Here is a 26,268-nt window from a genome sequence, read left to right as displayed (position 1 = left end):
TACATTTTTCATGATGGATAAACTTCATCAATTCGATGAAAAACTGTTAGAATGCAGTGTTTTATTATATTTTTTTAATTTGTTGCTTTGAGAGTTAATATGTCACTGGAAGCCCTGACCACAGAAGCGCTTGCTGCCATTGCAGCAGCTCAAGACCTTGTTGCACTTGATCAGGTACGTGTGCAATTTACAGGGAAAAAAAGCCAGCTTGCAGAACAATCGAAAGCATTAGGGAAAATGGACCCTGAAGAACGCAAAGTACAAGGTGCTGCGATTCATGCTGTTCGAGAAACAATTAATACTGCTTTAACAGAACGTCAAGCGGCATTACAACAGGCGGCACTTGAGCAAAAGCTAGCAAGTGAAACGATTGATATTACTTTGCCGGGCCGCGGTCAACGTGTTGGTACAGTTCATCCTGTTACTCAAGTACAAGAAAGAATTTGTCAGTTCTTCACTAAAGCTGGTTTTACAGTCGCGACTGGTCCAGAAGTTGAAGATGACTATCACAATTTTGAAGCATTAAATATTCCTGGTCACCATCCAGCGCGTGCTATGCACGATACTTTCTATTTTGATGCCACTCATTTACTGCGTACGCATACCTCTGGTGTACAGATTCGTACAATGGAAACAAGTGAGCCACCAATTCGCATTGTATGTCCTGGCCGTGTTTACCGTTGTGACTCAGATCAAACGCATTCACCAATGTTCCATCAGATCGAAGGTCTATACGTTGCCGAGAACACCAGCTTTGCTGAGTTAAAAGGTTTATTGATTAATCTGCTTAATGAGTTTTTTGAAAAAGATTTAAAGGTACGTTTCCGTCCATCATATTTCCCGTTTACTGAGCCAAGCGCAGAAGTAGATATTATGGATGAACGTGGCCGTTGGTTAGAGGTTTTAGGCTGTGGCATGGTGCATCCAAATGTATTAAGTGCTGCGGGTATTGATCCTGATAAATACAAAGGCTTTGCTTTTGGTTTAGGGGTAGAGCGCTTTGCGATGTTACGTTATGGCATTAATGACTTGCGTATGTTCTATCAAAATGATGTGCGTTTCTTACGCCAATTTGCCTAACAGTTTTTCAGGATTAAAAAAGGTTTATAAAGATGAAGATTAGCGAAAATTGGCTACGCACATGGGTTAACCCAGCAATTGATAGTGATACATTATCTGATCAGTTGACGATGCTTGGTCTTGAAGTTGATGAATTGGCACCAGTGGCTAAACCATTTACAGGCGTTGTAATTGGTGAAGTGTTAACTGTTGAGCAGCATCCTGATGCAGACCGTCTACGTGTTACAACAGTCAATATTGGTTCGGGTGAGCCTTTACAGATTGTATGTGGCGCACCGAATGTTCGCGCTGGAATGAAAGCTCCAGTTGCAACCATTGGGGCAGTATTACCTGGCGATTTTAAAATCAAAAAAGGTAAACTTCGTGGAATTGAATCACAAGGAATGCTTTGTGGTGCTTCTGAGATTAATCTTGAAGATAAAATCGATGGTTTACTTGAATTACCAGCCGATGCTCCAGTCGGAGTAAATATCCGTGAATACCTCAAACTTGACGACAATATTATTGATATCAGTATTACGCCAAACCGTGGTGACTGTTTTAGTATTCGTGGTATTGCCCGTGAAATTGCAGTTATTAATCAATTGCAAATGAATGAACCCGTAATTAACGCGGTTGATGCCACCATTGCTGATGAGAAAAAAGTAGTTATCAGTACTGAAGGCGCTCCGCGTTATTTAGGGCGTGTAGTTAAAAATGTTAATATAAAAGCTGCTACTCCTGAGTGGATGGCACAGGCTTTATCACGTTCAGGAATCCGTACTCATAGTATTTTGGTTGATGTGACCAACTATGTCCTAATGGAATTGGGTCAACCAATGCATGCATTCGATTTGTCTAAAATCGAAGGGACGGTACATGTTCGTCAAGCAACACAACAAGAAAAGTTACAACTTCTGAATGATCAAGAAGTTGAGTTGCCAGAAGATATTATGGTGATTGCTGACGACCAAAAAGCTTTGGCAATTGCTGGAATTATGGGTGGTTTAGCGTCAAGTGTAACCGATGATACGACTGATATCTTCTTAGAAAGTGCTTTCTTCGCTCCACTTGCTATTGCTGGACGTGCTCGTCGTTTTGGTTTACATACAGATTCTTCGCAGCGCTATGAACGTGGTGTAGATTTTGAATTACCTTTAATTGCGATGAATCGTGCTTCTCAGCTTATTCAAGAGTTAGCGGGTGGTGAATTTGGCCCAATTACTGTAGCTGAAAAAACTGACTTACTTCCAAAACGTGAAGCCATTGAACTGAAACAAGCTCAGGTAGACCAATTATTGGGATATCAAGTCGCAGGTGAGTTCATTGCAGATGCTTTAACCCGACTAGGGTGTAAGGTAACAGTTAAAGCTGAAGGTGAGTGGAGCGTAGTGCCGCCATCGCATCGTTATGATATGGCTATTTATCAAGATTTAATTGAAGAAGTTGCGCGTATTGATGGCTATGACAATATCCAGATTAGCTTACCAAGCATGGATGTTAAATTTGTTAAATACCAAGATCGTTTTGAGCTCACTGAGTTGCGTCAAACGATCGTGACTTTAGGTTATCAAGAAGCAATTAGTTTTAGTTTTGCGGATGCGAAACTTGAAAAGCAATTAAATCCCGAAGTTAAGCCATTGATGTTAGCAAATCCAATTTCAAGCGATTTGGCTGCAATGCGTAGTACGTTGCTTTCTAGTTTAATTCCTTGCGTACAATATAATCTCAACCGTCAGCAAAGTCGTGTTCGTTTCTTCGAATTCGGGCTGCGTTTTGATTATCAAAATGCTAAGAGCATTGAAGACTTACAGCAGACCCCTACCTTGGCTTTGGTGGCAGTCGGCTCGCAAGAACCAGAATCATGGCATGCTAAGCCTCAACCAATGGATTTCTTTGATTTCAAAGGTGAGATTGAAGAGATATTAGCTGCTGGACGTGTAAATGTTGAATATGTTCGTTCAGAACGCGCGTGGTTGCACCCAGGGCAATCAGCTGAGATTTTGGTTGATGGTAAATCAATTGGTTACTTAGGTCGTTTGCATCCATCTCTAGAAAATGACCTTGATTTAAGCACGACTTGGGTTGCTGAACTCGATCAAACAGCTGTTTTGCAATCTTATGTATCTAATTTTACAGAATTATCACGTTTTCCTTCGGTTAGACGTGATATTGCGCTTTTAATCTCTGATAATATAAATGTTAGAGATATTCAGCAGTTAATCGAACAAACTGGTGGAGAGCTTTTAGACTCTACATGGTTATTCGATGTGTATACGGGGCAGGGTGTCGAAGATGGTAAGCGCTCATTAGCGTTTGCACTTTTGTGGCAACATCCTTCACGTACGCTTGAAGATGCTGAAATTAAATCTGGTATGGACAATATTATCCAAGTGTTAGAAAACACTTATCAAGCGACATTGAGGGCCTCATGACAGCATTAACTAAAGCAGACATGGCTGATCATTTAAGTGAGTTAACCAGCTTAAATCGCCGTGAAGCAAAACAAATGGTCGAGTTGTTCTTCGACGAAATTAGCCAAGCACTTATTGCGGGAGAGCAGGTTAAGCTCTCTGGTTTCGGTAATTTTGAATTAAGAGATAAACGCGAACGTCCAGGACGTAATCCTAAAACAGGCGAAGAAATTCCAATTTCTGCTCGCCGTGTAGTGACCTTTAGAGCAGGTCAAAAGTTTAGACAACGTGTTGGAAATGAGCAGATCGATTGATCTGCTTTTTTTTACTTATATTTAGACAGGTTTATTCCACTACGATGTTATGTCAATGTATCTAGATATATTAAGTGAAGTGGGCTTAGGAATATAAAATTTAGGCGTAAAAAAAGAGGACAAAATGTCCTCTTTTTTTCTAATCTAAATTATAGATTAGTGTGCAGCAGAAGCTTCAGAAGCAGCAGGTGCAGAAGCAGCAGCAGCAGAAGCTTCAGAAGCAGCAGCATCAACAGCAGTAGAAGCAGCAGTAGCAGCTTCAGAAGCAGCAGTAGAAGCTTCAGAAGCAGCAGCTACAGCTTCAGAAGCAGCAGCAGGAGCTTCTTCTTTCTTAGAACAACCAACGAAAGCTAAAGTAGCAGCTACAGCAGCAACAGCAGCAAATTTTTTGAATAACATGGCATCACTCTCACAAAAAAGATTTGAGATTAAAAAAACCTAAGTTGGACTGTTTTGCTTTTATTATTCCTAAAACGTAGCTAGGTAACAACGCATGGAGCAGTCTAACTGGTCTGCCGCTATGCTATCACTGCAAATGCTGAAATACTACTGTCGTCTGTCGAAAAAACGTATGAAAAAGAGAAAAACAGTCTGTTTTTTAACAGAAAAAAACAATCAATCAGCCCGAGTGTATTGGAAAAGGTGGAGGTAAGCTATTAAAAAACTTGTTTTTTTTAATTCAAAAATAATTATTATCAAAAGCTTATAAATAATTTTACATAAAAAACTGCAAAATGTATTTTTGTGTAAAGCTTGTCAACCAAATAAAAAGCCACTCAAAAGAGTGGCTTTTTATTGAAGATTAATCGATTAAGTTGAAGCTTTACGCTTCATTTGATCGAAGAAATCATCATTTGTTTTAGTTTCTTTCATACGATCAAGTAAGAATTCCATTGCCGCCAACTCATCCATAGGATGAAGGAGCTTACGGAGGATCCATACTTTACGTAAGTTATCATCATCCATTAAACGCTCTTCACGACGGGTACCAGATTTCTTAATATTCATGGCAGGGAAGACGCGTTTTTCAGCAATACGGCGATCAAGAGTAATCTCTTGGTTACCTGTACCTTTGAATTCTTCATAAATTACGTCATCCATTTTACTGCCTGTTTCAATCAAAGCAGTTGAGATGATCGTAAGAGATCCACCTTCTTCAATATTACGTGCAGCACCGAAGAAGCGTTTAGGGCGCTCTAATGCGTGAGCATCTACACCACCAGTTAATACTTTACCTGATGAAGGAATGACAGTGTTATATGCACGCGCTAAACGGGTAATAGAGTCAAGCAGAATCACAACGTCTTTTTTATGTTCAACAAGACGTTTTGCTTTTTCAATCACCATTTCTGCAACTTGTACGTGGCGAGCAGGAGCTTCATCGAATGTTGAAGCAATGACTTCACCGCGAACAGTACGTTCCATTTCAGTTACTTCTTCTGGACGCTCGTCAATTAATAGAACAATCAGGAATACTTCAGGATTGTTTCTAACAATAGATTGAGCAATATTTTGAAGTAACATTGTTTTACCCGCTTTTGGCGGTGCAACAATAATAGAACGTTGACCTTTACCGATCGGCGCAACTAAGTCAACAACACGAGAAGTTAAGTCTTCTGTCGTACCATTACCTAGTTCCATAACCAATTGTTCGGTTGGGAAAAGGGGTGTTAAGTTTTCAAATAGAATTTTATTTCGAGAATTTTCTGGCGTGTCATAGTTAATCTGGTTAACTTTGAGCAACGCAAAATAACGCTCACCTTCTTTTGGAGGGCGAATAGTACCTGTGATGGTATCGCCTGTACGCAAGTTAAAGCGTCGGATTTGTGAGGGACTCACATAAATATCATCCGGACCTGCTAAATACGAACCTGCGGCAGAGCGCAAAAAACCAAAACCATCAGAGAGAATTTCAAGAACGCCGTCACCAAAAATTTCTTCGCCATTCATCGCATGGCGTTTCAAAATGGCAAAGATAATATCTTGCTTTCGGTTACGAGCCATACCTTCCAGGCCCATAAATTCAGCAATTTTAATTAATTCACCAATTGGTTTTTTCTTGAGTTCAGTTAAATTCATAAGGGTCAGAATTAGGAAAGAGTAGAGTGTGGTTTAAAAAGAAGAAAAATCGCTCGCATACAAAAAAGATTATCGCAATTGTATTTACACAATAACAATTCAGAAGTCTGATTGATTGTTTCGAAGAAAAATGTGAAAAAACAATTTCTGTTGCCGAGTGGCGATCTTTATGTTTGTGTCTTGTAAGAAGCCGGACGAAGATGATTCCCTTCAGTGCCTCTTGAGCATGCAATATAAGCCAGCTTAGTTAATTTGTCAATTTATAGCCGAAAAAAATACGCTATAAAAGTATAGCGTATTTTCATTCTTAGCATTTTGACTTAAACATTTTCATCAATAAAGCTTACAAGTTTAGAGCGAGGTACAGCGCCAATTTGTTGAGCTACGACTTCACCATTTTTGAAAAGTAATAAAGCAGGAATATTGCGGATATTGTATTTCACCGCAATATCTTCGCAAGAAGTCACATCAACTTTAACAATTTTTACTTTACCAGCATATTCACTTGATAAGTCTTCAAGAACAGGTGCAATTGCTTTACAAGGTGCACACCAACCTGCCCAGAAGTCAACAAGTACAGGTGTTTCAGCGTCTAGAACATCTGCTTGGAAGTTATCATCAGTTGTATTTACAATAGTCGCAGACATGGTACGGCTCCAATTTTTAGAAAAAAGTGCTATTACTACAGGAGAAAATTATCTCTATCAGTATTACATAGCTACTTAGTTCAATGTAAGGGTTTGATGCCATTATTCAAGGCTTAACTAAATTTGTCTAATGGATGCTCACGATATTCACCATCGACTTGTACAATCAACTCATAAATAGAAAAATATAAATGACAGTTAATTGTTGATGAAAATGGCTTTTCAATTGCATTCGTGTGAATTACTCTAGGCGTGAATTGTTATGGGTTTAGTTCAATAATGTCTGACTTTCTGATTGATGAAGAATTACTTGCCGCCATAGATATGGGGTCGAACAGCTTTCACCTTGCAATTGCACGGGTAGATCACGGTGAAGTTAAAAAAGTTGCTTCGATGTCAGAAAAAGTACAGCTTGCAGCTGGTTTAGATGAAAATAAAAATTTAACAGAAGCAGCTCAGCAACGCGGTTTGGCATGTCTAGCCCGTTTTGTTGGAAGATTGAGTTCTGTTCAACCTAATCGTTTACGAATTGTGGCTACTAATGCCTTGCGTCAGGCAAAAAATGGTCATGAATTTATTCAAAAAGCTGCAGAAATTTTACCTAAACCTATTGAAATTATTGCAGGACGAGAAGAAGCCCGTCTGATCTATTTGGGTGTATCGCATACCATGGCCAATGGTGGACGTCGCTTGGTCGTCGATATTGGTGGTGGTTCTACCGAATTTATTATCGGTGAAGAGTTTGAACCTATTTACACCGAATCATTACAAATGGGTTGCGTGGCCTATACAACAGCTTACTTTTCTGATGGGGAAATTACCCAGAAATCATTTGATAAGGCCGTAGTTGCTGCTCGTAAAGAACTTTCTGCTATTGCAACGACTTATAAAATGGAAGGGTGGGATACTGTCGTTGGTTCGAGTGGAACGATTAAAGCCTGTCGCCAAATTATGGTTAATATGGGCTTAAGTGATGAACAAGAAAATGTCACTCGAGAAGGTTTATACAAACTCAAAGATAAATTACTTAAGTTTAAAAACGTTTCTGAAATTGATTTTGAAGGTTTAAGAGAAGATCGACGAGCAGTTTTGCCAGCCGGATTGGCAATTTTGTACGCAGTTTTTGAAGTTCTAGAAATTGATCGTTTGGCATATTCTGATGGTGCATTACGCGAAGGTGTTATGTATGACCTATTAGGTCGATTTAAACATGAGGATATACGCGACCGCAGTGTACAGGCTCTAATGGGTCGTTATAATGCTGACCCTAAACAAGCAGAACGTGTTGTCAATACAGCACAGCAATTATTTGATGGTGTCGCGAAATCTCTTAATTTAACGAGTGAAGACAGTGACTTACTGCGTCGATCAGCTTATTTGCATGAGATTGGTTTAGCAATTAGTCATGGTGGTTATCATCGCCATGGTGCTTATTTGTTACAGCATTCTGATATTCCAGGTTTCTCGCAAATTGATCAAAATCATCTTTCACATTTAGTTGCTCACCATCGTCGTAAATTGCGAAATGATGTAAAAAACGAAATTTTGAAGGCTGGTGGTCATAAATTACTTTACTTATGTTTATTGCTTCGCCTAGCAGTTTTACTCAACCATAGTCGAAGTGATCAGATGCTTCCTGCCATTGAACTGACCATCATAAATGATCAACAATGGCAGCTTAGTGTTTCTGGTGATGCCAAACAATGGCCATTGTTAGTTGCGGACTTGCATGATGAGCAAGATCAGTTTAAGCATTGGGACATTGAATTGAATATTCAGTCGGAAAAATTTATCGATTAAAGGGATAATATTCGACCTATGAAAAAAGCTACTCAGTCCAAAGCGTGGACAACGGTTCAAATTGCACGACATCCTGAACGTCCGCAATTTCTAGATTATGTCGGTGAAATCTTTACAGAATTTGACGCCTTGCATGGTGATCGTTTGTTTGGTGACGATGGTGCGATGGTAGGTGGTCTTGCTCGTTTTGACGGTCAACCTGTGATGGTCATTGGACAACACCGTGGTCGTAGTACCCGTGAAAAATTAAAGCATAACTTCGGTATGGCTAACCCTGAAGGTTACCGTAAATCTCAACGCCTATTAGATATGGCTGAGCGTTTTAATCTGCCGGTCTTTACGTTTATTGATACTATGGGTGCTTACCCTGGTGTTGGTGCTGAAGAACGTGGACAAGCCGAAGCAATTGCAACTAGCCTTGCTCAACTTTCAAGTTTGAAGGTTCCTGTTGTTGCAACAGTACTTGGTGAAGGTGGTTCTGGTGGTGCTTTAGGTATTGGCGTTGCTGACAGAGTAATTATGTTATCGCATAGTATTTATTCTGTGATTTCACCAGAAGGCTGCGCATCTATTTTATGGAAAACTGCTGAAAAAGCGGCTCAAGCGAGCGAAGCTTTAGGTTTGACAGCAGATAAATTGCAATCTCTAGGTATTGTTGAATATGTAGTAGATGAAGGCGAAGGGGCACATTTAGATCCTGAGCATGTAATGCAAAATCTAAAAGTAGTTTTGAAGCAGGCTTTGGATGAATTGCTACCAATGGATGCAAATGAACGATGCGAAGCACGTTATCAACGTTTAATGAAGTTTGGCAGCGCAAATTTAGGCATAATGTCTTAAAGCAGGCTCAACTGTTTTCAGAAAATAGTTCTTTTCTTATTGGATGTAGTGGCGGCATGGATTCAATGCTGCTACTACATTTGATGTCTCAAATTTTCCCTCAAAAGATTCGAGCGATTTATATCGATCATCAACTGCAATCACAAAGTGCAGAATGGGGTAAACTCGTTGCTAAACAAGCTACTTGCTTAGATATTCCTTATATTATTCAAAAGGTTCAAGTTACCGACGGTAATTTGGAAGCTCAAGCACGTCAGGCACGTTATCAAGCTTATCGACAGCATTTACAAGCTAACGAAATTTTAGTACTTGCTCATCATCAACAAGATCAGGCTGAAACAGTAATGTTGAGGTTGATGTCGGGTGCAGGTGTTGATGGCCTTGCTGCTATGCAGTCTATTGATTACCGCGTAGATATGACAATTTGGCGTCCTTTTTTAGATTTAACTCGTGAGCAAATTGTCGATTGGACTACCCAACTTGAAGTTGAATATGTAAATGACCCTACAAATTACGATATTCACTATGATCGAGCATGGTCACGTGAGGAACTTTGGCCATTTTTACAAAATCGATTTCCTAAAATGCAGCAAGCACTTAGCCGAACCAGCTATTTGATGCAAGATGCTTCTGAAATTTTAGAAGAAGTTTTGATAGTCGATTTAAAGCATTGTGGTACCGCTGATTGTTTAGACTTAACTAAATTGTTAAATTTATCGGCTGCCCGTCAGCGCCAGTTGCTTTCGGTTTGGATGAAAGGTGATGGGCAATATCGACCTGCATTTGAAATGGTCGAGCGCTTAAAAAATGAAGTGATTGATTCAAAGTCTGATGCACAAGCAGCATTACACTGGAATCAGTTTTACTATGTCCGTTATCAACAGTATCTTTATAGATTGAGTAAACAGGCTTTTCTTGCTGAAACATTAAGTCCAGTTGAGGTTGAATCGGAGCATCATTTCCAAATGGGAGAAATAGTGCATTACGCTTCAGGAAATTTTCAGATTACACAAAAAAATATCGGTTTAGCTTCATCTTTATTAAATAAAAAATTGAGAATAATTCGACGTCAGGGTGGAGAAAAAGTCCACTTATATGGTCGTGTTGGCCAATGGCCATTAAAAAAAGCAATTCAAGAAGCACATATTTTGCCTTGGCTTCGTCATACAATTCAAATATTAGTTATAGATAATGTTATGCTTGGGGTTTTTACACCGAAAGGATTTTGGTTGGCTCAGTCTCCGTATTGTGAGCAAGGAGGATGGCAACCAGATTTAATTTCTCATTCTTGTAATCTGGTAAATGGCGAATATGGTTATGGCAAGTGCAGTAAATTGTAATATCTGTTTTATTGGTGGCGGTAATATGGCCCAAGCGTTAATTGGTGGGCTCATTTCAAGAGGTTTACCACCGACACGTATTACTGTTTCAGATCCTGTTGAACAGATCCGTCAATTATTACAAGAGAAAGAAGTCCACGTCACACAAGATAACGTGGTTGCAATTCAAAATGCTGATGTTGTCGTACTGGCGGTAAAACCCCAAGTTTTGGCGACTGTTTTACGTCCCTTGAAAGGTCTGTTATCAGATAAATTGGTCATTTCAATTATTGCTGGTGCTGAAATTCAAACAATATCAAATTTAATTGATAGCGATCGAATTGTACGAGTTATGCCAAATACACCAGCTCTGGTTCAAACAGGCGCGCATGGTATCTATGCAAATGATGTAGTAGGTACTTCGGATCGTGAATTAACAAGTCAGATTTTAGCAGCCACAGGTTTAACAATTTGGGTAAACTCCGAAGCTCAAATTGATGCGGTAACAGCAGTTTCTGGTTCAGGTCCTGCATATTTTTTCTATTTGATGGAAAGTATGATCCGTGCGGGTAAGAATTTAGGACTGGATGAAAAAGTTGCAACCGCTTTGACTCTTCAAACGGCGTTAGGTGCAGCTCAAATGGCAATTACCAGTTCAAATACTCCATCTGAACTTCGTAAGAATGTGACATCGCCAAATGGTACAACACAAGCTGCACTTGAAGTTTTTGACCGTGCACAAATCTCCCAAAATATTCAATCTGCATTGGCTGCTGCTCAGAAGCGTAGTCAAGAATTGGCTCAAGAATTGAGTGACAGTGCGAAATAGCTTAAATAGGATAAGACAACTATGGGTGCAAATTCTGCGCTAATTTTTGGAATTTTAATTAATGTCGCGATTTTATTGGTCTTTTTCCGTTTTTTAATACAATTAGCGGCAGTAAGTCCTTATAATCCTGTGGTTTTATCGACCGTAAAAGCGACTAAGATTGTTGATATTTTTGGCCGAATTTTTCCGACGGTCGCAAAAGGCCGATTTAATTTGGCTGCGTTGGTTCTTTTAATTACGTTGTATTTACTGAAAATTTTCGGTGTGATGTATCTTTCTGGCTCTATGCCAAATAGTCCGATTCATTTACTGATTCTGACATTTGTAACCATGATTCAGGATTTGATTCGTTTCTGCCGTTATTTAATTTTCGCAACAATCATTTTGAGTTGGGTGGTCATGTTTACGCAATCGCGTTCACCTTATATTGAGGTGATTCAAGATTTAGCTGAACCATTACTCGCGCCATTCCGTCGTTTATTGCCTAATATGGGAATGATTGATTTATCTCCAATTTTGGCATTTTTGGCACTCTATATTGCCGAGATATTAATGAATGAAGTAGCGAAAGTTCTCTTAACCGGACTTTAAGCTGATTCAATAAAAAAGGGCTGTATTTAACAGCCCTTTTTTTATTTCTGTTAATTAATGAGCATCATCCCAGTTTAGACCTTGTCCTACTTCAACAAGTAAAGGCACTGAAATTTCTAGAACCGATTCCATAACATTTGCAATTTGCTTAGAAAGCTCATCGGCAATGTTTTGATCTACTTCAAAAACTAATTCATCGTGTACTTGAAGAAGTAACTTTGCCTGATCTTTTGGCAGAATTTTATCTACTTCAATCATCGCAAGTTTAATAATATCAGCTGCACTACCTTGTAAAGGTGCATTGATAGCTGCACGTTCGGCAGCCTTACGCACCATCACATTTCGTGCATCAATATCTGGTGTATAAAGACGACGACCTAAAATGGTTTCAACAAACCCTTGTTCTGAGGCAACTTGACGCGTGCGTTGCATATATTCATAAATGCCAGGATAACGTTGGAAATATTGCTTGATATAGTTTTGCGATTCTTGACGTGTGAAGCCTAATTGACGAATTAAGCCAAACTCAGACATACCATAAAGTAGACCAAAGTTTACTGCTTTGGCTTGACGACGCTGGTCATTAGTCACATCTTCAATTGCAATACCTAATACTTCGGCGGCAGTACGACGGTGAACATCTTGTCCATGTTGGAACGCATGTACTAAAGCATCATCTTGAGAAAAATGTGCCATTAAACGTAGTTCAATTTGCGAGTAATCGGCAGCCAATAGAACTCGGCCTTCCGGTGCAATGAAAGCTTTACGAATCTGACGGCCAATTTGTCTACGAATTGGAATATTTTGTAAGTTAGGATCGGAAGAGGATAGGCGACCTGTCGCTGTTAGCGCTTGATGATAGCTCGTATGTACACGATGCGTATCATTATGAGATTGTTCAACCAGACGGTCCGTATAGGTACTCTTTAACTTTGCTAAACCGCGATGTTCTAAAATAATTTCCGCTAAAGGATGTTCAATTTTTTCTAAAACACTTTCGCTTGTACTGTATTGCCCAGTTGCAGTTTTTTTCCCGCCTTTGATTCCTAATTTATCAAATAGAATTTCCCCTACTTGTTTAGGTGAAGCAATATTAAAAGTTTCATCTGCAATTTCCATGGCTTGATTTTCAAGACCTTCCATAGTTTTTGCAAATTCAACACTTAAGTTATCGAGGAATGCATGATCTAAACGAATGCCATTCTCTTCCATACTCGATAAAATTCGGGCAACTGGCATTTCGATGTTATATAAAATATTTTCTAGTTCAGGAAATGGTTTAAGTTTGTTTGAAAGGACTTCATACAAACGATAGGTCACATGTGCATCTTCTGCTGCATAGTGAGCAGCGACTTCAATCTCAATTTGATTAAATGTTTTCTGCTTTGCACCTTTGCCAGCAATTTGCTCAAAAGTCGTTGTTAAGTGACTTAGGTAGACACGGGCAACATCATCCATTCCATGACGAGTTGCTGCTGCATTCAGTACATAAGACGCCAACATGCTGTCGAAATACCAGCCTTTTAACTCAATTCCATGGTTAGCGAAAATATGTGCATCGTATTTAAGATGATGACCGATTTTTTTAACCGCTTCATTTTCTAGTACAGGCTTAATTTGAGCCAGAATTTGCTCACGGTTCAGTTGCTGTGGCGCATTTTCATAGTTATGCGCCAAAGGAACATAGTAAGCATCTTGTGCATCAAATGCGATTGAAAAACCAACCATTTCGGCAATACGATAATCAAGACTCGTGGTTTCTGTATCAATCGCAAAATGATCGGCATTTTGCATGCGTTGCCAGAGTTGATCCCATGCTTCTTGAGTTAAAACAGTGTGGTAATTGGCAGTCCCAAGCTGGTCATCTTGACTCGTTAAACTGGCCTGATCTTCGGTTTCTATCGAATCAGCTGGTTTAACCTCATCTTGTACTACGACTTGTGAAACTTGTTGTTTATAAGCAGAGCTGTTCGGATTATTTGGATGGTCAAGTGACTGTAACTGATTTCTAAACTCAAGTTCAGTATATAAGTTACGCAAAGCATCAACATTTGGGTCGATAAGCTTTAATTCATGCCAGTTGAGTTCTAAAGGAAGATCACACACAATACTTGCTAGCTGATGATCAAGCTTAATATTGTCTAAATTATCTTTAATATTCTGACTAATCTTGCCTTTAAGTTGGTCTGCATTGGCAATAATATTCTCTAGGGTGCCATATTCAGTCAGTAATTTTGCTGCTGTTTTTGCACCAATGCCTGGAACACCCATAATACCGTCGGATGCATCGCCCATCAGAGTCAAGTAGTCGATAATCTGATTTGGCCAAACTCCAAACTTCTCAAATACACCGTCAGTGTCCATTACGCGATCTTTAAAACTATCTTCTAACTTTACATGATCATTAACTAATTGAGCCATGTCTTTATCTCCAGTCGAGATGAGAACATGGTGGCCTTCGAGTACGGCACGTTTAGCAAGTGTACCAATAATGTCATCCGCTTCTGCGCCAGGGAGACTATATAAAGGAATACCTTGAGCTTTAATCAATGCATGTAAATATGGAATTTGTTGAGATAACTCTTCGGGCATTGTTGGGCGATCACCTTTATAAATGGGTGAAAGCTTATGACGGAAGGTTGGTTCGGGAGTGTCAAAAATTACGGCCATATGCGTCGGTTGCATACGACGCATAAGTTTTTGAATCGCAGAAATTGCTCCACGTATTGCATTGGTATGTAACCCTGTAGAGGTCGTCAATGGTGGTAATGCATGATATGCACGAAATAAAAAATAGGACCCATCAACCAAGACAAATGGTGGCATTGAACAATTCCTTAATCTGAATTACGGGTATTTTACGTGAAAACGGATATGAATGCAGGTTTATGATTTTTGCAGTATTTTGTATGTATAAATATACGCTTGTATTGCCTTGAAGTAAGATGACATGTAATGAAGGTGTCATATTGCTAAGCCCATGTATAAAAAAGACAAACAGGGAATGATCATCGTTTTGATCGCTTTGACTTTGTTTTTAGCCATTTCAATTGGTTTTAAATTCCAGAGTGCTGTTGCTGCTTTATCTATTGCACTCGTGGTAGTACTGGTTCAGTTATTATCAAATTTGCATCAGCGTCTGACTCATTTAGAACAACAGTTTTCACATCAGGCAAATCCTCTTTATTCTATTCGTATGCAAACAACAGTGATTTATACGGCTGCCTTGGTTGCGTTAGTTGCTTATATGAATCACTGGATGTGGATTGCTGGCGGTGCATTACTGGTTTTATTGTTATGTTTGGTCCAAACGATTAGTGCATTCCATACAAGACTATTGTACCTCGAGACAGTAAAACAAAATGTTCATGTAAATGAAGCAATAAATACAGATGTTGTAACGCCTGTATTGGGGCAAATTGATCCAAACAATATGATCAAGCCAGCACTACCTGAAATGAACTCTTTAGACCAAAAAGAAAATCTAGCTCCTGTACAAACTGCATGGTGGCAACCAGCAATAGATTGGATGGTACATGGCAATCCAATTTTAAGAGTTGCTGTTGCTGTGCTCATGGTTGGGGTAGTGTTGTTACTGCGTTTCGCAAGCGAGCACTGGCAGCTAAGTTTGGGTTTGAAACTTGGTTTTATCGCTATTGCTGGAGGTGTATTAACTGCATTTGGTTATACTCTGCAAAAGAAAAATCAACTTTTTGCTGTTGCTTTGCAGGGTGTAGGACTAGCGGTTGTGTTTCTAACACTCGTGTTCTCGCATCATTTTGGTGTAATTGCCAATCTGATGACAGCAAGTATTTTGTTTACTATTTTATTAGTAATCACCGTATTTTTAAGTTTAAAGCAACAGGCGATTTATTTAGCGATTTTAGCACTCGGCATGGCTTACGCAGCGCCACTGGTCATTCCGCAATATCGCCCAGATGTGGTTTTCTTATTTAGCTACTATTTGGTTATTAATCTTGCGGTTGCCGCCGTTAATTTTATTCAACCTTGGAAAATCTTAAATCAAATCGCTTTCTTTGCCACGATGTTTATTGGTGGTAGTGCGATAGGTTTTTATGCAGAACCTGCAAAATTTGACACATTAGACTGGATTTTATGGCTGCATATAGCCCTGTTTATTTGGCTCAGTGTGCGTTATAGCCAAAATATATCTCGAGTTTCAACACCTGAAAAACGAGAAGGGATTCGTTTACCTCCACTGTTAGATGTGGGCCTTATTTTTAGCGTGCCTGTACTAGGTTTTACACTACATGCCTATTTAGTACATGAGTCTACCCAAGCGTTGACGATTGGCGCCGCAGTACTAGCGGGAATTTATGCACTATTAACTTTCTGGATTAAAAAAACTCATCCGCAACTTTCGGTGTTGGCAAAAAGCTTTTTCATTCTCGCCGTTGCATTTTTTGCTCTAATCTTTCCACTCGCGAAAGGAGCACACTGGACTGCAATTGGTTGGGTCGCTCAAGGTACGGCCTTAATTGTATGGGGTGTAACTGAGCGCTACCGTTTAAGCCGATATATTGGTGTAATTTTAGTTTTACTAAGTTCAATTGCATTGTTTTATCAATTTTGGGCAAATGAACAATTCCCAACATTGAGCACAAGCATTTATGCAATCGCCCAATTTATTTCAGCCTTCTATTTGTTGCAATACAACAGTAAAGAGCAACACTATTTTAGTGCCAGCATGTTTAGCGGTATTTTCTTATGTTTAGGGATGTATGCGGGTGCTGTCGCTGGTATAGAAATATTGACATGGCAAAATCACGGCTTAAGCCCATATTTGATGATTGCGATATTATTATTATCAATATTTAGTGTAGTCGTTCACTACAAACTAAGAGTTCAATGGCAGAGTTTACAGTTAAGTCTAATTAGCCTTTTATTGTTGTTAATTTTGGGTGAGGCTTTTACCAGTCAAATATTCACCATGTTTAAATGGCCGAACATACTGCAACAGGGGACTTTCCTCATTGCAGCAACATTCCTCAGCGCTTTATTCATTATGGCTCAACCGCAGTCAGGTCAGTTTGGGTCTTTAAAGGCATGGGCTGGTTTAAGCTGGTTGGCATTAGCCACAGTTGGTTTGGCGATTTTTCCACAAATGCCAATTGTTGCTTTGGCTTTCGTTCCGGTGGTTTATTCGATTTGGGCTTATCAGTCCCATAAAACCACATTGTTACATCAAATTCCAGTGTGGTGTCTAAGTTTACTTTGGTTGCTTGTGGTGAGTGTCGATATTCATTCTGCCGAATACCTTTATTTTGTTCCTTTGCTTAACTTAACTGATTTTCTTTCAATTGTAGTATTTGCAGGCCTACTCTTTATTATCTATCAACATGCTTTTGATCAAGATAAATCACTGGAGTGGACTTTTAAAATTACAACAATTCTAGTGGGGTTGTTAGTATTCAGTAGTGTGGTGGTTAGAAGTTTGCACCATTATTGGGCGACGCCACTCTGGAGTGCTGCAATTTGGACAAATGGTCTAGTGCAGTTAAGTTTGACATTGCTTTGGGTCATCTTGGCATTCGTTTTAACCACATTCTCTAGTCGAAGAATGATTCGTCAATTGTGGTTTGTGGGTGCTGCGCTTTTAGGAATTGTCGTATTAAAACTAATTTTGCTTGATCTATCGCAAAGTGCGACTTTAACTCGAGTCATTTCATTTATTGGGGCGGGTGGGGTAATGCTAATTATTGCTTATCTTGCACCATTACCGCCGTCATCTTCTGTACAAAAAAATGAAGAGCCTAAGCTTTAGGCTCTCGTTTTAACTCATTTTGATTAGTGTATTGATCGATATCATCTTCAGCAAAAACAGTAGGTGGTCGATCAATCAAACCCATTTTAGGAACAGGAATTTCAATCTGATTATCTAAAAATCCATTTCGAATTCTTTCTTGCATCTCATCTCGGACTTTTAAAGAATTTTCTTGTCTACACCACATTGCAAATAAAAGTTCAATCGATGATTCTCTGAATGCGGTAACTGTAACAGCAGGCTTTGGGTCATCTAATACAAGCGGATAATGAGCTGCTACGTTAAGTAGAACTTCGCGAACTTTAATGATGTCTTCGTGAAAGTTAATTGCGAGTGTAATTGGAATTCGCCGAATTGGGTATTTAGATAAGTTGTGTACGGGAGCACGAATAAGCTGTTCATTTGGCAGACGAATATAGACATTGTCTAATGTAAGTAGTTTTACAGACAGCAAGTCAATTGAGATCACTTCACCTTCAATCGTATTTCCACGAATCAGGGTAATCTGGATCGTATCTCCGACTTCAAACGAACCTTCGCCAATCAAAAATAAGCCGCTAATCAAGTTACTGGCAGATGTTTGTGAAGCAAAACCGAGTGCTACAGTTAGAATCCCTGCCGCGCCAAGGAATACACTGAGTTTAAAACCAGCTTCTTTTAAACTCGTCATAATGAAGAGTAAGAAAATAAAATAAAAAATACCGCGGCGCCATACCAAACGTTGATGAGCATTAAAACGTGAGCCAATGGTTCTAATAAATGTATTTGAAATAATACGAGCAAGAACAAAACCAATAAAACAGAGCACAACAGCGACTAAAATTTCACTAATACGTTCGGTATTGATATTGGTAAATATGCTTGTGAGGCTATCAGCGATATCCTTAGGAATACTTGTATCAGCCATATAAACCTCTTAAAAGAATGAATCAAACATATTGAATAATGCTCCACCAGGTGAACGTGGCGGATGAACATAGGTTACTTCGCCAGCAAGTGGTGGAGTGCGGTTTTCAATACGAATGCGTGCGGGGCGATCAGAGCCTTCATAATAAACTTTAATTTGAGACGTCCATAAACGCCCCGTACTTTCACTATAGAAAAGAGGCAGGGCGGTAACTGGTACATTCATGCGGTCAAAACGCAATTGATGATTACTGGTATTGTGAAAATCAATTGGGGTTACAGCACGAAAAGCACGCGGTGTTAACAGGTTCAAATCGGTACGTCCATCTACTGAAGTGGCATAACAAATTTCACCTTGCTGGGCATTTGGACCAAACCATGTATCTTTCGGCTGAATTAGTGGAATCTCAAACAGAGGCTCATGCTGACTTTCGACCAAACCAGCAATCCATAGCGGTGTACTAATATAGAGAGTTCCACGTTGTCCCGCTGGAATGTAGATAGGATCAACGGGTTTAATTACTACTGAACGGTCTGCCAGTCGTGGCATAAGTAAAAATTCCGGATTAGTTTTCCGAAACATGTAGCGTTCTACTTGAACAGTATGCGGAAAGGCAAAATTCGGATCTGCGATTGGGTGCCAATCTTGCTCATTATCGTCTTGAAGAGATGGGCGATAATATTCGATACGCCATTCTTTTATACCGCGCGTTAGACGAAAAAGCATTGAACCGAATTGCCATGCTTTAGACTGATTAATTTCAAAGCGCTGTTCTCCCCACCATTTTAAGGAATTCTGGGGGCGAGGCTGATATTCATTATTTTCAAACAAGACGTAAAATTCCTCTACCGAGTTGTTAAACAGACTTCACGCTGTAATCTGCTTAGAGTACACTCAAAATCATCTTACTCATCATTATAAATTGTGATGCAAATATTGAAACAAATACAAGTTCCATATAGTTTTGCCAAGCGTCATGGTGTTTTATTTCGTTATGACGGTGATCAAGTATTTATTATTAGACGTCAAAATACTGAAAAAATTGCATTGCAGGAAGCAAGACGAATTTTAGGAAAACCAGCACACTATCAGTTATGCACTGAACAAGAATTTAATGCACTGCTTAGTACAAGTTATGCGCGAGATACAGGGGAGTCACAAGAAGTTGCAGCAGGTTTAGAAGATCATCCTGATTTATTAAGCTTGGCTGATCAGGTGCCAGAAACAGAAGATTTGATGGACCAAGAAGATGATGCGCCTATTGTCCGTCTTATTAATGCACTTCTTTCTGAAGCAATTCGAGTTGGCGCTTCAGATATTCATATCGAGGCTTTTGAAAAGAAATTATCTGTACGATTACGTGTAGATGGTCAATTACGTGAAATTGTACAGCCACGCCGTGAGTTGGCGCCTTTGCTAGTTTCGCGTATTAAAGTCATGGCAAAACTCGATATTGCAGAAAAGCGTGTACCGCAAGATGGTCGTATTTCTTTACGTCTTGCTGGACGTGAAGTGGATGTCCGTGTTTCGACTTTACCATCGTCACATGGTGAAAGGGTTGTAATGCGTTTGCTTGATAAACAAGCTGGTCGTCTTAATATGATCCATTTGGGTCTGATGGCAAATGATTATGAGCGTTTAACCCAACTCGTGCATCGTCCCCATGGCATTATTTTAGTAACAGGTCCTACAGGCTCGGGGAAAACGACGACTTTATATGCAGCCCTATCGGATCTAAATGACAATACGCGTAACATTTTGACCGCCGAAGATCCGATTGAATATCAACTTGAAGGTATTGGGCAGACACAAGTCAATACTAAAGTGGATATGACTTTTGCTCGTGCTCTAAAGGCAATGTTGCGTCAAGATCCGGATGTGGTCATGGTGGGTGAAATTCGTGATCTGGAAACTGCTGAAATTGCAGTACAAGCATCGTTAACGGGTCATTTGGTTTTATCTACACTGCACACCAATACAGCTATTGGCGCGGTCACCCGACTTAAAGATATGGGGATTGAACCATTTTTACTATCGAGCTCCTTAATTGGGGTTGTTGCTCAACGTTTGGTTCGAACCTTATGTCAACATTGTATGACATGGCGTGAAGCGGATACTTTCGAAAGACAAGTATTCCAGCATATTCATAGTGAACCTTTGTTGAAGTTACCGCAGGCTCAAGGGTGTGATCACTGTTCTCACTTAGGTTTCAATGGTCGTACGGCTATTTATGAAATCGTGCCTGTTGATGAGCCTATGCGTCGTCTGATTCATGGAAATGCGGCTGAATATGAATTAGAAAATCATGCTCGTCAGTACTCTGGTTCTATCCGTGATGATGGTTTACGCAAAGTACTTACAGGTAAAACTACACTCGAAGAAGTGCTTCGAGTAACCAATGAAGCAAGTGAAGTCTAATTTGTAATGAGCAATAAAAATGCCCGATAAGATTCGGGCATTTTTTAAAACTTAAAAAATTACTCGGTCACAATATTAAAGTTCACATCAATATTATCGCGAGTTGCATTTGAATACGGGCAAACAATATGAGCTGCTGCAACAAATTTTTCAGCTTCTTCACGATCCATGCCAACCAAGTACACATTTAAAGTCACTTCAATACTGAAACCTGTAGGAATTGGACCAATACCTACTTCGCCTTCTACATAAGCATCTTTGCTAATATTAAATTTATCGCGGTTTGCAACAAATTTTAAAGCTCCTAAAAAGCATGCTGAATAACCTGCTGCAAATAATTGCTCAGGATTTGTTACAGCTCCGCCAGCGCCACCCATTTCTTTAGGGACACCAAGTTGTACATCTAAAACACCGTCTGATGAGGTTGCACGGCCATCACGACCACCGGTTGCTTTAGCTTTTGCACGATAAACAACTTTTTCTAATGACATCGTTTTTATTCCTAAAATAAATTGAATACAAATATATCGTACACGACTTAATTATTTTGACAAGTATATTTTTTGAAAAAATTGCTGTTTATTTGACTAGGTTTGTACGGAGTTTAGTAAGTTGATCTTTTAGGCCCAGTAGTGTTGTCATATCACATGAACTTGCGTCTAACACTTCGGCTGGAATATTCATTGCTCGATCTTTTAATTTTTTTCCTTCATCGCTTAGCGTAATAATAACTTGGCGTTCATCTTTCATTGAACGAGTGCGGTGAAGAAAATGTAGGGCTTCTAATTTTTTCAGAATAGGGGTGAGAGTTGATGATTCTAAAAAAAGCTTGGCACCAATTTCTGAAACAGTTACTTCATCCTGCTCCCATAAAACTAACATCACCAAATATTGAGGATAAGTAATACCCAGAGGCGTTAGAAGTTTTCGGTAGAGCTGATTAAGGGCTAAATTTGTTGAATAGACGAGGAAACATAGTTGATTCTCAAGCTTTAAGTTTTGACAGTCTTGGTCCATATCTTCCTCAAAGAAACTAATATTGCTTTTGTAGTATATCGTGTTCTATTCAGTTTCTTAAATGTTCATAAGAATAGGTTATGAATAAAATAAATTAAGGGGCATAAAAAATGGAATAATTGAATCAATTATTCCATAAGATAAAAATATTTTAGATAAAAGTGCCTACCATAGGTCTGCAATTTTTTTCATCAAACGTGCACGATATTTAGCAGTAGGATTATTTACGCTACGTTGTTGCTCTTGTTCATAAAAATCTTGCCAAGCAGTGATCATCTCAAGCGTTGTTCCTTGTTTTTTAATCATAGAAATATCTGCTGGCTGAATGTTTTCTAAACGTTGTCTTGCACCTTCTGCGCCCGTTCCCCATCCAATTATTCTTTGGCCAAATGCAGGCAAAGGAATATCTTTAGGAGTAGAGGGAAGAATATCTGATTTGAGCTGTGCGGGTGGTGAAACGAAATGATTCGTTGTACCAAACTCTGCATAACAATGAATATTTGCCCCCAAGCAAAAAAAGCTAAATAAGTATTTCCACATGAATAATTAAACTTTTAATAGTGAATTAATTTACGGTGTGTCATTAGAGGCATTGAAGAGCGGACGAGATCTTGTGCTGTTAAATCAAAGGGCACAGTGATTAAACCATTCCCTTCATTTTCAATCATACTTAAAATTTGACCACGACTATCTGTTGCCCCAGAGTGTCCCCAGGTTTGTCGTTTTTCACCATGCCAGCCCTGTTGTGCTGCACCTAAAACATAACATTGGCTATCCATCGCTCGAGCCTGTAGCAAAAGTTGCCAGTGCATTTGTCCTGTTGTGTAGGTAAATGCAGCAGGAGCAGTAAGAATATGAGCGCCTTGTTGTCTTAGCGTTAGAGCAAGCTCTGGAAAACGTAAGTCATAACATACCATTAAGCCAATATTGCCAAAAGGGGTAGATGTGACTACGACGTCTGTTCCTGGTTCAAAGAAACGAGACTCTTGATAACCACCGACCGCATCACCAACTTGTACATCAAATAAATGAATCTTGTCATAACGTGCTTCTGTACGCTCAGGGCTAATACAGAGGCTAACGGTTCGGACGCGACCATCTTGAATCGTAGATCCATCTGGACGGAATGGACAGGGTAAGGTGCCGGCCACAATCCAGATTTGATATTGATGAGCTAGTTTCTCAAGCCTTTGTTGAATCGATTCGAAATGCTCAGCAGTTTCACGTTGTTTTCCAGCAGCAAAACATACAAAGTTTTCGGGGAAAACAATCAAGCTAGCATTTTGCGCCTTGCTCTGTTGAATCAAAGACTCAATGATTTGAAAATTATTTTCAATATCATCTTGGGAGTTCATTTGAGCAACAGAAACGAGGGTCATATTCTAATCCTGCTTAATGGTGGAGGTCAGGCATTTTGCTTGTCCGATACCTGTTCAAGCGTATCTTGTTCTTTCTGTAACTGCTTCACAAGTGGTTCAAACATATTCTGATTGTTTGCATTGAGTTTCATCAATGTCTTATGTGCATCGAGAACAGTTTTTAGCATTGCATTATGAGTGATTTGTTCATCTGTTAACGTTAACGTGCAAACATTAGGATCACCACAATAATTCAAAATGACAAAAACCTGCCCTAGCCCCATACTGTTGGCTAAGGTTGTGATATCTGGATTGGTAGATAGCATCACAGCTTGAATATGATGAGCCTGTTTCAGCTTTAAACCTAGCTTGGCTAGGATGCCTAATACAGTACTATCAATAAATGTTGTTTGGGTTAAATCAACGATTGCACCAACAACATTCTCTTGCTGTTCAATTCTGTTTAAAAGTTTGTCTAGACTTATACAAGAATGGGCTCGCACTTCACCAATAAGTTTGAAAATATGCGTTCCATTTAAACTTGCATATTCAACATGACCTGTTGACATATAAATGCCATTTTCAGAGAAGGATAGAAAAATTATCACATAGTGCCATCTCAGACTCAAGAGTCCTTAGGTCGTATATTATGTAAATAATTGATTCGTAAATTAATTCATTCGACAAAGACTAAAGATGGCAATATCATCGGCCACATGATCGGGTGCTTGAAATGATTGATTTTGCAAATGATGGACCAATTGTTGGAACTGATCATTCAAACCACCATCAAAGGGTTCAAGGGCTCCATCTGAGCAAACAATGAAGCGCGCATGGCGATTTAATGTACAAATATGCTCTTCAACTTCGAGTTCGTCAGTTAAACCTAATGGGAAACTGCTCGTTGTTAGAATTTTAGGCGCTTGATTAGGCTCAAAAATGATAGGAGGGGGATAGTGCCCAGCACTTGACCAGCGAAGAGTATGCGTTTCAAGGTTTAAAATACCCACCACAATCGTAATATGCTTTTCAATATTTTCTTGAACCAACATTCCGTTTAATTTTTTAATTAATTGTCTTGGTGTTTTAGATCGACCATGGAAAGCTGCCATCCATGATGTTAACAAACTACTGGTTACGCCATGGCCTGAAACATCGGCAAGATAAAATAAAACCTCTTTATCATTTAATTTCCAATAGTCGTACCAATCTCCAGAAAGATAAGCCGAAGGCTGAAAGAAAGTTTCGACTTCATAATTTAATAAATCAATTGGATTGGGTAATAATCGTTTTTGTAGTTCTGCAGCTGAAGGTAAGTCCCGACTATCTTGATTACGCTTATATTGAGCATCAATTCTTGATAGGGCTTTATTTAAATCGCTAGGTAACTGATTCCATACCCAACCTGCAAGAGCACCTGCTTCCCATGCATGAGCTAAAGCGGCACCTTCATGTTCAAAAGCAATCACCACAGTGGGTAAATTCCACTTATAAGTCAGGAAATCTTGTACATCAGCAATTGCAATGATGGTTGGATCATATAAATCTAAATCATCTATGTTAATGACTTGTAAGCCTGGCAGTTTATCCAAAGCTTGCTCTAAATAAGGCATAGAGCGTGTCGGTTTAATAAAATACATAGAAGATATGGTAGTCCTTTTATATGATCACTTTATTCATCATAGAGTATGTATGATCAAAATCAAGGTATTGCCGAACTCTCAATCCAAGCAATACCTTTATTTCATCTTAAGGGTTTTGATTCTCATCTGTTGTATCTTGTGAATCATCATCAATGAAAGACACATCAGCTGAATCGCCCTTTTTCTCAGCAATCTGGAAGGCTTTACGCTGGAGATATAAGTCTCGAATCATAGCGTATTGATCACCCTGTAAAGTCTGATCCAAGTCCAGATATTGAGCACGGGTATCAACAGCTTGTAACAGATTGCTTGACCAATAAATACCCTCCTGATCATCCATAACATATTTTTGTGGACGAGCTTGAGCATCTACTGCCAAACCAAAACCATCACGTAAAGTACTTGGCCCAAAAAATGGTAGCATAAGGAATGGACCAGAAGGCACACCATAGTAACCAAGAGTTACACCAAAATTCTCTTCCTCAGTTGGTAAACCTAAGCGGCTGGCTGGGTCTGCCAAACCAAGAGTAGTTAAGGTATTAATTGTAAATCGACCTAAAGTTTTTGCTGCACGAGCTGGACGGCCTTGAATAAGCTGGTTAACAGCATTCCATGGTTCTCCTAGGTTTTTACGGAACTGGCGATAAGAACCGCGTACGTCTTCTGGTGTTTTTTCTTTATATTGAACTGCAACAGGACGCAAAAAGTTTCGGTCCAACATGTCATTAAAAGAATAAATTGGACGGTTCAGAGATTGCAAAGGATCTTTTACAGGATCTGGTTGTGCTGCATTTGCATTTATTTTTAAATCTTTAACCTTAATGTTTTTTAAATCATTAATAATTTGTGATCGAAGATGATGAGATCCAACTTCTGCTGATGAGTTAGCAGTAGGAGATTCACTTATAGTGCTTTCTTGAGCATATATAGAGGTGCAAACACCTACAGATAACACGCTTAATAAAATTAAATTAGAATAATTCATATAATTCCTTAACCACCAGCTAGGCTAATACTTAATGTGCAGTTGGGTGGAGATATGTTTTAATACAAAATTGATAACCTATTATCAATGTAAAATTGATCAAATAATATAGATAATATGCTAAAAAGGTTAAAAAATAGCCATGCGATATGATTAATTTAAAAAAGGGGTTGCCAATGAGATTAGATGGTCTATAATGCACATCCATCGGCGGTGATGCAGATAGAAACTTGTTGAAAAACAGTTACTTGGAATTGAGTAGA

24 protein-coding genes are annotated in these 26,268 nt (G+C 39.2%); 11 read left to right on the top strand and 13 right to left on the bottom strand.

Features of this window, described 5'->3' with window-relative positions; translation table 11 throughout:
* Positions 1-99: 99 nt before the first annotated feature.
* Genes pheS through KTH84_RS15130 form a run of 3 tightly spaced genes read left to right on the top strand, consistent with a single transcriptional unit; the run spans position 100 to position 3,787 of the window.
* Complete coding sequence (gene pheS / locus KTH84_RS15140) at positions 100-1,080, top strand: phenylalanine--tRNA ligase subunit alpha (RefSeq protein WP_004794529.1); 981 nt, start codon at positions 100-102, stop codon at positions 1,078-1,080.
* A gap of 32 nt (positions 1,081-1,112) precedes the next feature.
* Positions 1,113-3,494 carry a phenylalanine--tRNA ligase subunit beta gene (pheT, locus tag KTH84_RS15135; protein ID WP_262473949.1) on the top strand — a complete coding sequence of 794 codons (2,382 nt, stop codon included), beginning with the start codon at positions 1,113-1,115 and terminating at the stop codon, positions 3,492-3,494.
* Positions 3,491-3,787, top strand: coding sequence for an integration host factor subunit alpha (locus KTH84_RS15130; protein WP_000126166.1), 297 nt, complete (start codon positions 3,491-3,493; stop codon positions 3,785-3,787). The genes pheT and KTH84_RS15130 overlap by 4 nt, the downstream gene beginning before the upstream one ends.
* Before the next feature lie 156 nt (positions 3,788-3,943).
* Here the strand turns inward: KTH84_RS15130 and KTH84_RS15125 are convergent, their stop codons facing one another.
* Positions 3,944-4,186, bottom strand: a complete 243-nt coding sequence (locus KTH84_RS15125) for a hypothetical protein (RefSeq protein WP_262473947.1) — start codon at positions 4,184-4,186, stop codon at positions 3,944-3,946.
* A 94-nt stretch (positions 4,187-4,280) separates the two neighbouring features.
* On the opposite strand from KTH84_RS15125, the gene KTH84_RS15120 reads away from it, so the two are divergent.
* Positions 4,281-4,439: a hypothetical protein gene (locus KTH84_RS15120; protein ID WP_262473946.1), complete on the top strand. Its 159-nt coding sequence runs from the start codon at positions 4,281-4,283 to the stop codon at positions 4,437-4,439.
* A 158-nt stretch (positions 4,440-4,597) separates the two neighbouring features.
* On the opposite strand, the gene rho is transcribed toward KTH84_RS15120, so the two are convergent.
* Together rho and trxA are read right to left on the bottom strand one after the other, a co-directional pair.
* Positions 4,598-5,866, bottom strand: a complete 1,269-nt coding sequence (gene rho / locus KTH84_RS15115) for a transcription termination factor Rho (protein WP_003655059.1) — start codon at positions 5,864-5,866, stop codon at positions 4,598-4,600.
* Between the two features lie 320 nt (positions 5,867-6,186).
* The gene (gene trxA, locus KTH84_RS15110) at positions 6,187-6,513 is read right to left on the bottom strand and encodes a thioredoxin (protein ID WP_003655060.1); all 327 of its coding nucleotides are present in this window, start codon (positions 6,511-6,513) and stop codon (positions 6,187-6,189) included.
* A gap of 279 nt (positions 6,514-6,792) precedes the next feature.
* On the opposite strand from trxA, the gene ppx reads away from it, so the two are divergent.
* The 5 genes from ppx to KTH84_RS15085 are packed head-to-tail and all read left to right on the top strand — an operon-like array spanning position 6,793 to position 11,892.
* Positions 6,793-8,313: an exopolyphosphatase gene (gene ppx, locus KTH84_RS15105; RefSeq protein ID WP_133975311.1), complete on the top strand. Its 1,521-nt coding sequence runs from the start codon at positions 6,793-6,795 to the stop codon at positions 8,311-8,313.
* An 18-nt stretch (positions 8,314-8,331) separates the two neighbouring features.
* On the top strand, positions 8,332-9,153 hold the full coding sequence (locus KTH84_RS15100) for an acetyl-CoA carboxylase carboxyltransferase subunit alpha (protein WP_042895016.1): 822 nt from the start codon (positions 8,332-8,334) through the stop codon (positions 9,151-9,153).
* Positions 9,090-10,493, top strand: coding sequence for a tRNA lysidine(34) synthetase TilS (gene tilS, locus KTH84_RS15095; protein WP_202742687.1), 1,404 nt, complete (start codon positions 9,090-9,092; stop codon positions 10,491-10,493). The genes KTH84_RS15100 and tilS overlap by 64 nt, the downstream gene beginning before the upstream one ends.
* Positions 10,465-11,301 carry a pyrroline-5-carboxylate reductase gene (gene proC / locus KTH84_RS15090; RefSeq protein WP_262474062.1) on the top strand — a complete coding sequence of 279 codons (837 nt, stop codon included), beginning with the start codon at positions 10,465-10,467 and terminating at the stop codon, positions 11,299-11,301. The genes tilS and proC overlap by 29 nt, the downstream gene beginning before the upstream one ends.
* 21 nt (positions 11,302-11,322) lie before the next feature.
* Positions 11,323-11,892: a YggT family protein gene (locus KTH84_RS15085; RefSeq protein ID WP_133975307.1), complete on the top strand. Its 570-nt coding sequence runs from the start codon at positions 11,323-11,325 to the stop codon at positions 11,890-11,892.
* A gap of 54 nt (positions 11,893-11,946) precedes the next feature.
* On the opposite strand, the gene polA is transcribed toward KTH84_RS15085, so the two are convergent.
* Positions 11,947-14,718 (bottom strand): DNA polymerase I, encoded by a 2,772-nt coding sequence (gene polA, locus KTH84_RS15080; RefSeq protein ID WP_262473931.1) that lies wholly within the window; start codon positions 14,716-14,718, stop codon positions 11,947-11,949.
* 154 nt (positions 14,719-14,872) lie between these two features.
* Here polA and KTH84_RS15075 point away from each other — a divergent pair, with 154 nt between their 5' ends.
* Positions 14,873-17,677, top strand: coding sequence for a DUF2339 domain-containing protein (locus KTH84_RS15075; protein WP_262473930.1), 2,805 nt, complete (start codon positions 14,873-14,875; stop codon positions 17,675-17,677).
* On the opposite strand, the gene KTH84_RS15070 is transcribed toward KTH84_RS15075, so the two are convergent.
* Positions 17,667-18,584 (bottom strand): mechanosensitive ion channel family protein, encoded by a 918-nt coding sequence (locus KTH84_RS15070; protein ID WP_133975301.1) that lies wholly within the window; start codon positions 18,582-18,584, stop codon positions 17,667-17,669. The genes KTH84_RS15075 and KTH84_RS15070 overlap by 11 nt on opposite strands.
* A 9-nt stretch (positions 18,585-18,593) precedes the next feature.
* Positions 18,594-19,415 (bottom strand): hypothetical protein, encoded by an 822-nt coding sequence (locus KTH84_RS15065; protein WP_016139202.1) that lies wholly within the window; start codon positions 19,413-19,415, stop codon positions 18,594-18,596.
* A 96-nt stretch (positions 19,416-19,511) separates the two neighbouring features.
* Between KTH84_RS15065 and gspE the strand changes: the two genes are divergently transcribed.
* On the top strand, positions 19,512-21,002 hold the full coding sequence (gene gspE / locus KTH84_RS15060; RefSeq protein ID WP_042895032.1) for a type II secretion system ATPase GspE: 1,491 nt from the start codon (positions 19,512-19,514) through the stop codon (positions 21,000-21,002).
* A 59-nt stretch (positions 21,003-21,061) separates the two neighbouring features.
* On the opposite strand, the gene KTH84_RS15055 is transcribed toward gspE, so the two are convergent.
* From KTH84_RS15055 to KTH84_RS15025, 7 genes are all read right to left on the bottom strand, one after another.
* Positions 21,062-21,493 carry an organic hydroperoxide resistance protein gene (locus tag KTH84_RS15055; protein WP_262473929.1) on the bottom strand — a complete coding sequence of 144 codons (432 nt, stop codon included), beginning with the start codon at positions 21,491-21,493 and terminating at the stop codon, positions 21,062-21,064.
* Between the two features lie 88 nt (positions 21,494-21,581).
* Entirely contained in the window at positions 21,582-22,019 is a 438-nt protein-coding gene (locus tag KTH84_RS15050; protein ID WP_133975297.1) for a MarR family winged helix-turn-helix transcriptional regulator, read from the bottom strand.
* 165 nt (positions 22,020-22,184) lie between these two features.
* Positions 22,185-22,559: a DUF4951 domain-containing protein gene (locus tag KTH84_RS15045; RefSeq protein ID WP_262473928.1), complete on the bottom strand. Its 375-nt coding sequence runs from the start codon at positions 22,557-22,559 to the stop codon at positions 22,185-22,187.
* Positions 22,560-22,573: 14 nt separating this feature from the next.
* On the bottom strand, positions 22,574-23,398 hold the full coding sequence (locus KTH84_RS15040) for a carbon-nitrogen hydrolase family protein (RefSeq protein WP_262473927.1): 825 nt from the start codon (positions 23,396-23,398) through the stop codon (positions 22,574-22,576).
* 26 nt (positions 23,399-23,424) lie between these two features.
* Complete coding sequence (gigB, locus tag KTH84_RS15035; protein ID WP_042895044.1) at positions 23,425-23,946, bottom strand: anti-anti-sigma factor GigB; 522 nt, start codon at positions 23,944-23,946, stop codon at positions 23,425-23,427.
* 102 nt (positions 23,947-24,048) lie between these two features.
* Entirely contained in the window at positions 24,049-25,017 is a 969-nt protein-coding gene (gene gigA / locus KTH84_RS15030) for an RsbU family protein phosphatase GigA (protein WP_202742693.1), read from the bottom strand.
* 109 nt (positions 25,018-25,126) lie between these two features.
* Positions 25,127-26,005, bottom strand: coding sequence for a VacJ family lipoprotein (locus KTH84_RS15025; RefSeq protein WP_262473926.1), 879 nt, complete (start codon positions 26,003-26,005; stop codon positions 25,127-25,129).
* Between the last annotated feature and the right edge of the window lie 263 nt (positions 26,006-26,268).

This window comes from Acinetobacter sp. WU_MDCI_Abxb74 (genome assembly GCF_025513915.1).
In the GTDB taxonomy this organism is placed as follows: domain Bacteria; phylum Pseudomonadota; class Gammaproteobacteria; order Pseudomonadales; family Moraxellaceae; genus Acinetobacter; species Acinetobacter calcoaceticus_C.
Note: the sequence above shows the minus strand (reverse complement) of the source record. Positions and strands in the feature narration are given on the sequence as shown.

Bases quoted from the DNA above. Each gene is read 5' to 3' on its own strand.
- pheS (WP_004794529.1), top strand. From the start codon at position 100: ATGTCACTGGAAGCCCTGACCACAGAAGCGCTTGCTGCCATTGCAGCA.
- pheT (WP_262473949.1), top strand. From the start codon at position 1,113: ATGAAGATTAGCGAAAATTGGCTACGCACATGGGTTAACCCAGCAATT.
- KTH84_RS15130 (WP_000126166.1), top strand. From the start codon at position 3,491: ATGACAGCATTAACTAAAGCAGACATGGCTGATCATTTAAGTGAGTTA.
- KTH84_RS15125 (WP_262473947.1), bottom strand. From the start codon at position 4,186: ATGTTATTCAAAAAATTTGCTGCTGTTGCTGCTGTAGCTGCTACTTTA.
- KTH84_RS15120 (WP_262473946.1), top strand. From the start codon at position 4,281: ATGGAGCAGTCTAACTGGTCTGCCGCTATGCTATCACTGCAAATGCTG.
- rho (WP_003655059.1), bottom strand. From the start codon at position 5,866: ATGAATTTAACTGAACTCAAGAAAAAACCAATTGGTGAATTAATTAAA.
- trxA (WP_003655060.1), bottom strand. From the start codon at position 6,513: ATGTCTGCGACTATTGTAAATACAACTGATGATAACTTCCAAGCAGAT.
- ppx (WP_133975311.1), top strand. From the start codon at position 6,793: ATGTCTGACTTTCTGATTGATGAAGAATTACTTGCCGCCATAGATATG.
- KTH84_RS15100 (WP_042895016.1), top strand. From the start codon at position 8,332: ATGAAAAAAGCTACTCAGTCCAAAGCGTGGACAACGGTTCAAATTGCA.
- tilS (WP_202742687.1), top strand. From the start codon at position 9,090: ATGCGAAGCACGTTATCAACGTTTAATGAAGTTTGGCAGCGCAAATTT.
- proC (WP_262474062.1), top strand. From the start codon at position 10,465: ATGGTTATGGCAAGTGCAGTAAATTGTAATATCTGTTTTATTGGTGGC.
- KTH84_RS15085 (WP_133975307.1), top strand. From the start codon at position 11,323: ATGGGTGCAAATTCTGCGCTAATTTTTGGAATTTTAATTAATGTCGCG.
- polA (WP_262473931.1), bottom strand. From the start codon at position 14,718: ATGCCACCATTTGTCTTGGTTGATGGGTCCTATTTTTTATTTCGTGCA.
- KTH84_RS15075 (WP_262473930.1), top strand. From the start codon at position 14,873: ATGTATAAAAAAGACAAACAGGGAATGATCATCGTTTTGATCGCTTTG.
- KTH84_RS15070 (WP_133975301.1), bottom strand. From the start codon at position 18,584: ATGGCTGATACAAGTATTCCTAAGGATATCGCTGATAGCCTCACAAGC.
- gspE (WP_042895032.1), top strand. From the start codon at position 19,512: ATGCAAATATTGAAACAAATACAAGTTCCATATAGTTTTGCCAAGCGT.
- KTH84_RS15055 (WP_262473929.1), bottom strand. From the start codon at position 21,493: ATGTCATTAGAAAAAGTTGTTTATCGTGCAAAAGCTAAAGCAACCGGT.
- KTH84_RS15050 (WP_133975297.1), bottom strand. From the start codon at position 22,019: ATGGACCAAGACTGTCAAAACTTAAAGCTTGAGAATCAACTATGTTTC.
- KTH84_RS15045 (WP_262473928.1), bottom strand. From the start codon at position 22,559: ATGTGGAAATACTTATTTAGCTTTTTTTGCTTGGGGGCAAATATTCAT.
- KTH84_RS15040 (WP_262473927.1), bottom strand. From the start codon at position 23,398: ATGACCCTCGTTTCTGTTGCTCAAATGAACTCCCAAGATGATATTGAA.
- gigB (WP_042895044.1), bottom strand. From the start codon at position 23,946: ATGTCAACAGGTCATGTTGAATATGCAAGTTTAAATGGAACGCATATT.
- gigA (WP_202742693.1), bottom strand. From the start codon at position 25,017: ATGTATTTTATTAAACCGACACGCTCTATGCCTTATTTAGAGCAAGCT.
- KTH84_RS15025 (WP_262473926.1), bottom strand. From the start codon at position 26,005: ATGAATTATTCTAATTTAATTTTATTAAGCGTGTTATCTGTAGGTGTT.